This is a genomic window from Chryseomicrobium aureum, assembly GCF_043182735.1.
Taxonomy (GTDB): domain Bacteria; phylum Bacillota; class Bacilli; order Bacillales_A; family Planococcaceae; genus Chryseomicrobium; species Chryseomicrobium aureum.
In genome coordinates this window covers 2,642,965-2,656,247 of sequence record NZ_CP171117.1, presented here as the reverse complement: position 1 = coordinate 2,656,247, position 13,283 = coordinate 2,642,965, and the positions used below count along the sequence as shown (strand labels likewise).

General features: G+C 47.2%; 5 protein-coding genes and 3 rRNA genes. All 8 read left to right on the top strand.

Going from position 1 to position 13,283, the window contains the following annotated elements; translation table 11 throughout:
• The first annotated feature begins 143 nt into the window (after nucleotides 1-143).
• The 8 genes from dnaN to rrf all read left to right on the top strand — a co-directional run bounded on the left by dnaN (nucleotide 144) and on the right by rrf (nucleotide 12,605).
• Nucleotides 144-1,280, top strand: coding sequence for a DNA polymerase III subunit beta (gene dnaN, locus ACF3OH_RS13905; protein ID WP_204591226.1), 1,137 nt, complete (start codon nucleotides 144-146; stop codon nucleotides 1,278-1,280).
• 101 nt (nucleotides 1,281-1,381) lie between these two features.
• Complete coding sequence (gene yaaA / locus ACF3OH_RS13900) at nucleotides 1,382-1,603, top strand: S4 domain-containing protein YaaA (RefSeq protein WP_204591228.1); 222 nt, start codon at nucleotides 1,382-1,384, stop codon at nucleotides 1,601-1,603.
• A gap of 1 nt (nucleotide 1,604) precedes the next feature.
• Nucleotides 1,605-2,723, top strand: coding sequence for a DNA replication/repair protein RecF (recF, locus tag ACF3OH_RS13895; RefSeq protein ID WP_204591230.1), 1,119 nt, complete (start codon nucleotides 1,605-1,607; stop codon nucleotides 2,721-2,723).
• A 37-nt stretch (nucleotides 2,724-2,760) separates the two neighbouring features.
• Complete coding sequence (gene gyrB, locus ACF3OH_RS13890; RefSeq protein ID WP_204591238.1) at nucleotides 2,761-4,680, top strand: DNA topoisomerase (ATP-hydrolyzing) subunit B; 1,920 nt, start codon at nucleotides 2,761-2,763, stop codon at nucleotides 4,678-4,680.
• A gap of 80 nt (nucleotides 4,681-4,760) precedes the next feature.
• On the top strand, nucleotides 4,761-7,283 hold the full coding sequence (gyrA, locus tag ACF3OH_RS13885; protein ID WP_392455195.1) for a DNA gyrase subunit A: 2,523 nt from the start codon (nucleotides 4,761-4,763) through the stop codon (nucleotides 7,281-7,283).
• Nucleotides 7,284-7,646: 363 nt separating this feature from the next.
• Nucleotides 7,647-9,199, top strand: a 16S ribosomal RNA gene (locus ACF3OH_RS13880).
• A gap of 186 nt (nucleotides 9,200-9,385) precedes the next feature.
• A 23S ribosomal RNA gene (locus tag ACF3OH_RS13875) occupies nucleotides 9,386-12,311 on the top strand.
• A gap of 178 nt (nucleotides 12,312-12,489) precedes the next feature.
• Nucleotides 12,490-12,605 (top strand): 5S ribosomal RNA (gene rrf / locus ACF3OH_RS13870).
• Together the 16S, 23S and 5S rRNA genes form the textbook arrangement of a ribosomal RNA operon.
• Nucleotides 12,606-13,283 lie beyond the last annotated feature (678 nt).

Below are 13,283 nucleotides of genomic sequence, written 5' to 3'. Positions count from 1 at the left end.
TTAACTTACAAACACTTTATGTACATGTGGATAACCATATTTCTGTAGGGGAAAATGCACTTATACACATATTCACAGTGCCTATTACTATTGCTGTTATTCTTTAATAAAAATAAATATGTATATAAGGAGCTGATTTCAGCGTGAAATTTGAAGTAATGCGAGATCGCTTACTCGAGGCATTGAATGATGTCATGAAAGCAGTAAGTTCAAAAACCACCGTCGCAATTCTTACAGGAATTAAAATCGAGGCAAAAAAAGAAGGGATCTACTTAACAGGTAGTGATGCAGATATTACAATTCAAACATTCATCCCACTTGAAGAAGATGGAGAGCAGATTGTTCAATTGACACAGACTGGTTCCATCGTATTGCAAGCACGTTTCTTTAATGAGATTGTTCGTAAGCTTCCAACAAATGACGTTCTTATTGAAGTGAAAAATAATTATCAGACAGATGTTCGTTCTGGAAAATCAGAATTCCATCTGATCGGTCAAGATGCCAACGACTATCCATTACTTCCTCAGATGGAAGAAGACCAATCCTTCACAATGCCAGCTGACTTAGTCAAGTCCATCATTCGTGAAACGGTCTTTGCAGTTTCGACTTCAGAAAGTCGCCCAGTACTAACAGGGGTGAACTGGCAAATCCGTGATGGTGAGTTGATGTGTGTTGCAACAGACAGCCACCGTCTAGCACGTCGCTCGACAAAGCTTGAAAGTGCTCCTTCTGAAGAGTACAACGCAGTGATTCCAGGGAAAAGCTTAAACGAGCTCAATAAGATTCTTGAAGATAACTCAGAACCTGTTGAGATTGTATTAACTTCCCAACAAATTTTATTCAAAGCTGGAAACGTCCTATTTTATTCACGTCTTCTTGAAGGAAACTATCCGGACACGAGCCGCCTGATTCCTTCTGAACATAAGACGCTGGTCGTAGTAAATGGCCGTGCACTTCACCAAGCCATCGATCGTGCATCTTTATTAGCGCGTGAAGATCGCAACAACGTGGTCCGTTTCACGACACAAGGGCAAAGTGCAGTAGAGATTTCATCCAACTCTCCTGAAATCGGGAAAGTAGAAGAGCAAGTGCTTGCAGAGCAGATTGAAGGAGAAGAGCTAGTTATCTCGTTCAGTGCAAAGTATATGATGGATGCACTAAAAGCTATTGAAGGTCATGACGTGCAAATCCAGTTCACTGGGGTCATGCGTCCGTTCATTTTAAAATCTGTGCATGATGATGCGATTTTGCAATTGATCTTGCCAGTCCGAACGTATTAATTTCCAAGGAGTCGCTCATTGCAGCGACTCCTTTTTACTTATCCACAAAAATAGGGTAAAATGGAGTGATAATGACTTTTAGAAAGAGTAGGTATCAAACGATGAATGAGATTCGATTTGATTCAGAATACATCACACTCGGTCAACTATTAAAAATGACCGGTGCCATTGATTCAGGTGGGATGGCGCGTCCATTTCTTCAAATGAACACAGTTTTTGTCAACGGAGAAGCAGAAGACCGCAGAGGGAAGAAGCTTCGGACAGGAGATGTCGTTCTCATTCCTGAGCATGGAAAGTTTAAATTGATCGGACCTGAGGCGTAGAATGCACATCGAGACATTGGCGCTTTCAAATTATAGGAATTATGAATCGGCCCAAGCTGATTTTTCTAAACATGTGAATGTCTTCCTCGGTGAAAATGCACAAGGCAAGACCAATATCATGGAGGCCATTTATGTACTCGCGATGGCGAAATCTCACCGCACCTCAAACGATAAAGAATTGATACGTTGGAACGCGGAATATGGTAAAATAAAAGGTGATGTTCATAAAAAATACGGCACCATTCCATTCGAACTGACCATCTCGCAAAAAGGCAAGAAAGCAAAGGTCAATCATTTGGAACAATCCCGTCTTAGTGACTATATCGGTCAAATGAACGTCGTCATGTTTGCACCAGAAGATTTGAATTTGGTAAAAGGTAGCCCACAGGTGAGAAGACGGTTTTTGGATATGGAAATCGGCCAGATATCACCTGTTTATTTGCATGACCTTTTGCAATTTCAAAAGATTTTAAAACAACGCAACCACATCTTAAAGCAGAACCAAGGGAATCCTTCGTTCGACGATGTGATGTTTGCGATTTATACAGAACAATATGTAGAAGCAGCAGTCAAAGTGCTGAAAAAACGCATGCAGTTTATCGAGCTGTTGCAATCCTGGGCAGAACCCATTCATCATGGTATTTCCCGAGGACTTGAGAAGTTAAACATCCGCTATCAGTGCACAGCAGGTATCGATTTAGATGCAGGTCCTGAAGAGTGGAAGCAACAGCTGACAGAAAAACTTGAGAAGTCGAAGCGTCAAGAGGTCCAGCGGGGAACAAGCCTTTACGGTCCACACCGAGATGACTTGCAGTTCTTTGTTAACGACTATGACGTACAGACCTATGGATCTCAAGGACAACAGCGAACGACTGCGTTGTCACTGAAGCTTGCTGAAATTGAATTGATTCACCAAGAAGTCGGTGAACCACCCATTTTATTATTGGATGACGTCTTATCTGAACTCGATGACTTCAGACAAACGCATCTGTTAAATACTATTCAAGATAAAGTGCAGACATTTGTCACAACCACAACTGTAGATGGTCTGACACATGACGTCGTCACACAAGCCAAATTGTTTCATGTGGAACATGGAACGATTGAAGAGAAACACTAGATGTGCCAAACAGAAAGAGTAGGTGAGTCACTTGGCAATGGAAGAAAAAGAAATCCAAACTTCTTATGATGCAGACCAGATTCAGGTTTTAGAAGGTCTCGAAGCCGTCCGTAAGCGCCCTGGAATGTACATTGGTTCTACCAGTTCAAAAGGTCTTCACCATTTAGTATGGGAAATCGTCGACAACTCGATTGATGAAGCATTAGCCGGTCACTGTGACCATATTACAGTCACAATTGAAAAAGACAACTGGATCCGTGTAGAAGATAACGGACGAGGTATTCCTGTCAGCAACCATGAAAAGATGGGGAAACCAGCCGTTGAAGTCATCATGACTGTTCTTCACGCCGGAGGAAAATTCGGCGGGGGCGGTTACAAAGTATCTGGTGGTCTTCACGGAGTAGGTGCCTCAGTAGTAAATGCATTATCTGAACATGCTGAAGTAATTGTACATCGTGACGGGAAAATTCATGAAATCAAGTTTGAGCGTGGCGCTGTTACGCAACCGCTTGAAGTCATTGGTGATACCGATACTACAGGTTCGACAACACGCTTCAAAGCAGATTCGGAAATTTTCACAGAAACAACGGAGTATGAATTTGATATTCTAGCGAATCGTATCCGTGAACTTGCTTATTTGAACCGTGGTCTAGCTATCACGATTCAGGATGAGCGTGAAGGCCAAGAACAGAAAAAGACGTTCCACTATGAAGGTGGAATTAAATCATACGTCGAACATTTGAATGCCAAAAAAGAGCCTCTTCACGAATCGATTTTTGTAGAAGCAGAGCGAGAAGGAATTGCAATTGAAATTGCGATGCAATACAACGCAGGATACAATGCAGCCATCTTCTCATTTGCCAACAACATCAATACGTATGAAGGCGGAACACATGAGTCTGGATTTAAAACAGCTCTTACACGTGTGATCAACGACTATGCGCGTAAAAATAATCTTTTAAAAGAATCTGAAACCAACCTGACAGGTGACGATGTACGTGAAGGTCTAACGGCTATCATTTCCATCAAACACCCAGACCCTCAGTTTGAAGGGCAGACGAAGACAAAACTTGGGAACTCAGAAGTGAGCCAGATCACAAATAGCTTGTTCTCAGAAGGCTTCGAGCGCTTCTTGCTTGAAAATCCTTCAGTAGCACGTCAAGTGGTCGAAAAAGGTCTAATGGCCGCTCGTGCACGTGTCGCTGCGAAAAAAGCTCGTGAATTCACACGTCGCAAATCTGCACTTGAAGTATCGAGCTTACCAGGGAAGCTTGCGGACTGTTCATCACGTAACCCGGCAGAAAGCGAACTGTATATCGTAGAGGGTGACTCTGCGGGCGGTTCTGCAAAATCAGGTCGTGACCGTCACTTCCAAGCGATCCTTCCACTTCGCGGGAAGATTTTGAACGTGGAGAAAGCACGTCTTGACCGTATCCTAGGAAACAATGAAATTCGTGCAATGATCACGGCACTTGGCACTGGAATCGGTGGCGAGTTCAACTTAGAAAAAGCACGTTACCATAAAGTTGTGATTATGACGGATGCCGATGTCGATGGTGCACACATTCGTACACTCCTATTAACGTTCTTCTTCCGTTTTATGCGTCCGTTGATTGAAGCGGGGTATGTCTATGTTGCACAACCACCACTTTATCAAGTGAAACAAGGAAAGCATATTGAATATTGTTACAGCGATAGTCAATTACGTGCCATCTTAGAGCGTCTTCCAAAACAACCAAAGCCAAATGTCCAGCGTTACAAAGGTCTTGGTGAGATGAATGCTACGCAGTTATGGGAAACAACTATGGATCCAGAGTACCGTACATTGCTACAAGTCAATTTAGAAGATGCACTTGAAGCAGATTCTATCTTTGAACAACTGATGGGCGATGAAGTAGAACCACGTCGTCAGTTCATTGAAGACAACGCAGTATACGTGAAAAATTTAGATATTTAAAACTAGTACCACATCTCGTCATCTTTTCGGCGAGATGTGTGATTTCGTTTAGGTGAAGAAAGAATGGGAGGTCAAGCAGCATGTCGGAAGTACCGAATAAAGGCGTAAGAGGAATTAATATCAGCAATGAGATGAAGACTTCATTCCTTGATTACGCTATGAGTGTTATTGTTTCACGTGCGTTACCAGATGTACGGGACGGATTAAAACCGGTTCATCGCCGAATTCTTTATGGAATGCAAGAGCTCGGGAACACACCGGATAAATCATATAAAAAGTCAGCGCGTATCGTCGGTGACGTAATGGGGAAATATCACCCACACGGCGACTCCTCCATTTACGATGCGATGGTACGTATGGCACAAGATTTCAGTTACCGCTACATGCTTGTAGACGGTCACGGGAACTTTGGTTCGATTGACGGAGACGGCGCCGCGGCAATGCGTTATACCGAGTCGCGTATGTCAAAAATCGCAATGGAAATGCTGCGTGACATCAACAAAGATACAATCGATTATAAAGACAACTACGATGGCCAAGAAAAAGAGCCAGCTGTGTTGCCAAGTCGTTACCCGAACTTACTGGTTAATGGAGCTTCAGGGATTGCAGTGGGGATGGCAACAAACATTCCGTCACACAACCTTGGAGAAGTCATCGATGGTGTTTTAGCCCTTGCTGAAAACCCAGCAATTACAATTGATGAACTGATGGAATTTATTCCAGGTCCTGATTTCCCTACTGGTGGAATCATCTTGGGACGAAGCGGGATTCGTCGTGCTTACGAAACAGGACGAGGCTCAATTATCACGCGTGCAAAAGTTGAATTCGAGGAAAAAGCGAGTGGCAAACAAGTCATCATCGTCAAAGAAATTCCGTATCAAGTCAACAAAGCACGCTTGATCGAAAAAATCGCAGAGCTTGTGCGTGATAAGAAAATCGAAGGTATTACACACCTTGCAGATGAGTCCGATCGCGATGGTATGCGTATCGTCATTGAGCTACGTAAAGACGCAAACACGCATGTCCTTTTGAATAATCTATACAAGCAAACACAACTTCAAACAAGCTTTGGCGTGAACATGCTTGCCCTTGTTGACAACCAACCAAAAGTATTGAACTTGAAAGAGGCATTGTACCACTACCTAGAGCATCAAAAAGTGGTCATCCGTCGTCGTACACAGTTTGACTTGAATAAAGCCAAAGACCGCGCACACATCTTAGAAGGTCTGCGCATCGCATTAGATCATATCGATGAAATCATCGCATTGATTCGTGCCTCTCAAACTGGCGACGAAGCAAAACGCGGATTGATGGAAAAGTTCGAACTATCCGAGCGTCAAGCGCAAGCTATCCTAGATATGCGTCTACAACGTCTAACAGGGCTTGAGCGCGACAAAATTGAAGAAGAATACAACGCATTACTTGCTCTCATAGAAGAGTTAACATTTATTCTTGAAAATGAATACCGTGTTATTGAAATCATTCGTGAAGAGCTTATCGAGATTCGTGACAAGTTCTCCGACAAACGTCGTACAGAAATTATGGCGGGTGGGGCAGAAATCATGGAAGATGAAGACTTGATCCCAGAAGAAAACTCGGTACTGACATTGACAAACAAAGGCTACATCAAACGTTTGCCGGTGAATACTTACCGAAGTCAACGTCGTGGGGGTCGAGGTGTTCAAGGAATGGGCACCAACGAAGATGACTTCGTAGAACACCTATTGAATACCTCTACACACGATACCATTCTCTTCTTTACGAACAAAGGAAAGGTGTATCGTGCACGTGGATTCGAAATTCCTGAGTATGGCCGTACAGCAAAAGGATTGCCACTCGTCAATTTACTCAACATCGAGCGTGATGAGAATGTTACGGCGATGATCCCAATGTCTTCATTTGAAGACAACGAGTATTTCATCTTTACAACACGTGATGGCGTTACAAAGCGTACACCAGTTACAGCATTTGCAAACATCCGTACAAACGGTCTGATTGCTGTTTCTCTTCGTGAAGAGGATGAGTTGATGGCTGTTCGTCGCACAGATGGTGAAAAAGATATCATTATCGGAACGCACCAAGGACGCTCTGTACGCTTCAAAGAATCGGATATCCGTTCGATGGGTCGAACAGCAGCTGGAGTTCGAGGTATCAAACTTCGCGAAAACGACTTCGTTGTCGGCATGGAAATTCTTGAAGATGACCAGGAAGTCCTCGTTGTAACAGAGAACGGGTATGGAAAACGTACAGCTGCCTCTGAGTACCGTCTGCAATCTCGCGGTGGATACGGAATAAAGACGTGTCAGATTACGGAGAAGAACGGAAACTTGAGTGCATTGAAAACTGTTGATGGAACTGAAGATTTGATGCTGATCACCCTTCAGGGCATGTTGATTCGTATGGCTGTAGAAGATATCTCCACGACTGGACGTGCAACGCAAGGTGTTCGACTAATGCGCTTAAGTGATGAAGAAAAGATTGCTACAGTAGCAAAAGTTGAAAAGAGTGAAGAGGAAGAAGTCGAGCTTTTAGAAGACGGGACAGTAGTAGAAGGTACCGTCGAGCAAACTCCTTCTATAGAAGAAGAACCAACTGAAAACTAATAATTAGTAAAAGAGACTTATGATTTTATAAGTCTCTTTTATTTTTCTGGAAAAATAGTATTGACCTTTCTCTGTATCCTTGGTATGATAAGTAGGTCGCTAAGGCAGTACAACATCAATAAAATAAAGTGTTGACAACTGATTGAGAAGTTGGTATACTTTAAAAGTTGTCTCAAGACGACATATGAACATTGAAAACTGAACATGCAAGACGTCAAGATAGAGCGTCACCGCCCCGACCCTCGTTGGGTGTGCGTGACGCAAACACGAACCAAGTCGCATCCTATAAACGGTTGTGATGGACGTTCAAAAATGGACATCATTATGATGCCAGCAACAAAATGAGCTTACATTAAGTTCTCTTTTATGGAGAGTTTGATCCTGGCTCAGGACGAACGCTGGCGGCGTGCCTAATACATGCAAGTCGAGCGGATGAAGGAGGAGCTTGCTCCTCCAGATTCAGCGGCGGACGGGTGAGTAACACGTGGGCAACCTGCCCTGTAGATTGGGATAACTCCGGGAAACCGGGGCTAATACCGAATAATCCACCAGACCACATGGTCCGGTGTTGAAAGGCGGCCTCGGCTGTCACTACAGGATGGGCCCGCGGCGCATTAGCTAGTTGGTGGGGTAACGGCCCACCAAGGCGACGATGCGTAGCCGACCTGAGAGGGTGATCGGCCACACTGGGACTGAGACACGGCCCAGACTCCTACGGGAGGCAGCAGTAGGGAATCTTCCACAATGGACGAAAGTCTGATGGAGCAACGCCGCGTGAGTGAAGAAGGTTCTCGGATCGTAAAACTCTGTTGTGAGGGAAGAACAAGTACCGGAGTAACTGCCGGTACCTTGACGGTACCTCATTAGAAAGCCACGGCTAACTACGTGCCAGCAGCCGCGGTAATACGTAGGTGGCAAGCGTTGTCCGGAATCATTGGGCGTAAAGCGCGCGCAGGCGGTCCCTTAAGTCTGATGTGAAAGCCCACGGCTCAACCGTGGAGGGTCATTGGAAACTGGGGGACTTGAGTGCAGAAGAGGAAAGCGGAATTCCAAGTGTAGCGGTGAAATGCGTAGAGATTTGGAGGAACACCAGTGGCGAAGGCGGCTTTCTGGTCTGTAACTGACGCTGAGGCGCGAAAGCGTGGGGAGCAAACAGGATTAGATACCCTGGTAGTCCACGCCGTAAACGATGAGTGCTAAGTGTTAGGGGGTTTCCGCCCCTTAGTGCTGCAGCTAACGCATTAAGCACTCCGCCTGGGGAGTACGGTCGCAAGACTGAAACTCAAAGGAATTGACGGGGGCCCGCACAAGCGGTGGAGCATGTGGTTTAATTCGAAGCAACGCGAAGAACCTTACCAGGTCTTGACATCCCGCCGACCGCCTAGGAGACTAGGCCTTCCCTTCGGGGACGGCGGTGACAGGTGGTGCATGGTTGTCGTCAGCTCGTGTCGTGAGATGTTGGGTTAAGTCCCGCAACGAGCGCAACCCTTGATCTTAGTTGCCAGCATTCAGTTGGGCACTCTAAGGTGACTGCCGGTGACAAACCGGAGGAAGGTGGGGATGACGTCAAATCATCATGCCCCTTATGACCTGGGCTACACACGTGCTACAATGGATGGTACAAAGGGCTGCGAACCCGCGAGGGGGAGCCAATCCCATAAAACCATTCTCAGTTCGGATTGTAGGCTGCAACTCGCCTACATGAAGCTGGAATCGCTAGTAATCGTGGATCAGCATGCCACGGTGAATACGTTCCCGGGCCTTGTACACACCGCCCGTCACACCACGAGAGTTTGTAACACCCGAAGTCGGTGGGGTAACCTTTATGGGGCCAGCCGCCGAAGGTGGGACAGATGATTGGGGTGAAGTCGTAACAAGGTAGCCGTATCGGAAGGTGCGGCTGGATCACCTCCTTTCTAAGGATTATTTCGGAACAGACCCTCGGGTCTTGACTTGACGTCTTGCAGTTCAGTTTTGAATGTTCATACATTCAACAACCTGTTCTTTGAAAACTGGATAGAACGACATTGATTGTAACAAACACAACGTCAAGCAATTGACGTGTGACCTTAAGTCTCTTCTTTATGGAGAGCACTAACTTAGGTTAAGTTAGGAAGGGCGCACGGTGGATGCCTTGGCACTAGGAGCCTATGAAGGACGGCACTAACACCGATATGCTTCGGGGAGCTGTAAGTGAGCTTTGATCCGGAGATTTCCGAATGGGGAAACCCAGCACGCGTAATGGCGTGTTACCTTCCAGTGAATACATAGCTGGTCGGAGGCAGACCCAGGGAACTGAAACATCTAAGTACCTGGAGGAAGAGAAAGAAAAATCGATTCCCTGAGTAGCGGCGAGCGAAACGGGAAGAGCCCAAACCAAGAGGCTTGCCTCTTGGGGTTGTAGGACACTCTATACGGAGTTACAAAGGCAAGGGGTAGACGAAGCGGTCTGGAAAGGCCCACGACACGAGGTAAGAGTCCTGTAGTCCAAACCCATTGCCCTCCAGAGTGGATCCTGAGTACGGCGGAACACGTGAAATTCCGTCGGAATCCGGGAGGACCATCTCCCAAGGCTAAATACTCCCTAGTGACCGATAGTGAACCAGTACCGTGAGGGAAAGGTGAAAAGCACCCCGGAAGGGGAGTGAAAGAGATCCTGAAACCGTGTGCCTACAAGTAGTTAGAGCCCGTTAATGGGTGATAGCGTGCCTTTTGTAGAATGAACCGGCGAGTTACGATTCCATGCAAGGTTAAGTCGAGGAGACGGAGCCGCAGCGAAAGCGAGTCTGAACAGGGCGAATGAGTATGGGGTCGTAGACCCGAAACCAGGTGATCTACCCATGTCCAGGATGAAGGTGAGGTAACACTCACTGGAGGTCCGAACCCACGCACGTTGAAAAGTGCGGGGATGAGGTGTGGGTAGCGGAGAAATTCCAATCGAACCTGGAGATAGCTGGTTCTCTCCGAAATAGCTTTAGGGCTAGCCTCAGATGAAGAATCTCGGAGGTAGAGCACTGTTTGGACTAGGGGCCCATCCCGGGTTACCGAATTCAGACAAACTCCGAATGCCGATGATTTGTATCTGGGAGTCAGACTGCGAGTGATAAGATCCGTAGTCAAGAGGGAAACAGCCCAGACCACCAGCTAAGGTCCCCAAGTAACCGTTAAGTGGAAAAGGATGTGGCGTTGCTTAGACAACCAGGATGTTGGCTTAGAAGCAGCCATCATTTAAAGAGTGCGTAATAGCTCACTGGTCGAGTGACGCTGCGCCGAAAATGTATCGGGGCTAAACGGTTCACCGAAGCTGTGGATGCATACCTAGGGTATGCGTGGTAGGAGAGCGTTCTAAGGGCGTCGAAGTCTGACCGGAAGGACAGGTGGAGCGCTTAGAAGTGAGAATGCCGGTATGAGTAGCGAAAGATGGGTGAGAATCCCATCCACCGTATGACCAAGGTTTCCTGAGGAAGGCTCGTCCGCTCAGGGTCAGTCGGGACCTAAGTCGAGGCCGATAGGCGTAGACGATGGACAACAGGTTGATATTCCTGTACCACCTCCCCGCCATTTGAGTGATGGGGGGACGCAGTAGGATAGGGAAGCGTGCCGTTGGATGTGCACGTTCAAGCAGTGAGGTGTGATGTGAGGCAAATCCCGCATCTATAACACCAGGCTGTGATGAGGAGGACGTAGTCCGAAGTTTCTGATTTCACGCTGCCAAGAAAAGCCTCTAGCGAGGCGGGAGGTGCCCGTACCGCAAACCGACACAGGTGGTCGAGGAGAGAATCCTAAGGTGAGCGAGTGAACTCTCGTTAAGGAACTCGGCAAAATGACCCCGTAACTTCGGGAGAAGGGGTGCTCTGACAGGGTGAAAGCCCGAGAGAGCCGCAGTGAATAGGCCCAGGCGACTGTTTAGCAAAAACACAGGTCTCTGCAAAACCGTAAGGTGACGTATAGGGGCTGACGCCTGCCCGGTGCTGGAAGGTTAAGAGGAGTGCTTAGCGCAAGCGAAGGTGCGAATTGAAGCCCCAGTAAACGGCGGCCGTAACTATAACGGTCCTAAGGTAGCGAAATTCCTTGTCGGGTAAGTTCCGACCCGCACGAAAGGCGTAACGATCTGGGCACTGTCTCAACGAGAGACTCGGTGAAATTATAGTACCTGTGAAGATGCAGGTTACCCGCGACAGGACGGAAAGACCCCGTGGAGCTTTACTGTAGCCTGATATTGAACTTTGGTGCAACTTGTACAGGATAGGTAGGAGCCTAAGAGCCCGGAGCGCCAGCTTCGGAGGAGGCGTCGGTGGGATACTACCCTGGTTGTATTGAAGTTCTAACCCATGCCCGTGACCCGGGCAGGAGACAGTGTCAGGCGGACAGTTTGACTGGGGCGGTCGCCTCCTAAAGTGTAACGGAGGCGCCCAAAGGTTCCCTCAGAATGGTTGGAAATCATTCGAAGAGTGTAAAGGCAGAAGGGAGCTTGACTGCGAGACCTACAAGTCGAGCAGGGTCGAAAGACGGGCTTAGTGATCCGGTGGTTCCGCATGGAAGGGCCATCGCTCAACGGATAAAAGCTACCCCGGGGATAACAGGCTTATCTCCCCCAAGAGTCCACATCGACGGGGAGGTTTGGCACCTCGATGTCGGCTCATCGCATCCTGGGGCTGTAGTCGGTCCCAAGGGTTGGGCTGTTCGCCCATTAAAGCGGTACGCGAGCTGGGTTCAGAACGTCGTGAGACAGTTCGGTCCCTATCCGTCGTGGGCGTAGGAAATTTGAGAGGAGCTGTCCTTAGTACGAGAGGACCGGGATGGACACACCGCTGGTGTACCAGTTGTCTTGCCAAAGGCATCGCTGGGTAGCTATGTGTGGACGGGATAAGTGCTGAAAGCATCTAAGCATGAAGCCCCCCTCAAGATGAGATTTCCCATTACGCAAGTAAGTAAGATCCCTCAAAGACGATGAGGTAGATAGGTTCGGGGTGGAAGCGTGGCGACACGTGGAGCTGACGAATACTAATCGATCGAGGACTTAACCAAACATTTAGATGTGGCGGCGACTGTCCAGAAATGCCGAGATAAGATGGCAGACACAGCGAGGTTCTACCTCGATGGGGCTGACAGCTTGTGGAGTGTATTTCTAGGAGCCAGAACTCGATTCCATATCTGAACACAATCAATTGTCATTCTATCCAGTTTTGAGCGAACAGGCTCAAGGTCTAGTGATGATGGCGAAGAGGTCACACCCGTTCCCATACCGAACACGGAAGTTAAGCTCTTCAGCGCCGATGGTAGTTGGGGGTCTCCCCCTGTGAGAGTAGGACGTCGCTGGGCAACAGAGAAGAAGGTCATCCCGTCAGGGGTGGCCTTTTTTGTATGCAAAAAAGTAAGACAACCTTCTCATACGGTGTTTGTCTTCTCGCAGATGGATGTGTCTTCCTTGCGATGTTCGTCTGAAGAGCCAGTCCACGAACGAAGAGGACAGCGCGTGAGATCAAACTTCACTTTCTTGTAAGAACTGAAGTCACAAAACCCTTGCTAGTAAGACCTGAAATGTCAAAGACCTCTTTCTAGCAAATGCTTGATTACAAAATGCGTTTCTAGGAAGCCCTTAGATCTCCAAGTGTATTTCTAGTAAGTAGTGATCTGTCAGTGGTCGAACGCCAGTTTACAAAAGTTAAATAAGAAATTAAGAGGGATAACTTCTCAGTGGTGATCAATCCCGGAGTCCAGGTCGTCATTTCCCGGGCCATCTGAGTTTTCCCGAGACCCGGCAACGAAGATGAAAGTGATCTTCTTTCAGCTTACGTGGGGAGGCTCGGGGAAACTCACCCAGGAAATGGCGGCCTGGATGGAGGGATTGACAGCTAAGAAACACCTCCACCTGTCCTCTTCGTTCTTACTTTGATCTTTAGAACAAGTATCGTAAGATAGATCTGGCTTTTTCACTGCATATTCCCAGTTCATCTTAGTTGAATTTCCTCCTCCCTATTCGGTAAAGTAAAACTACAC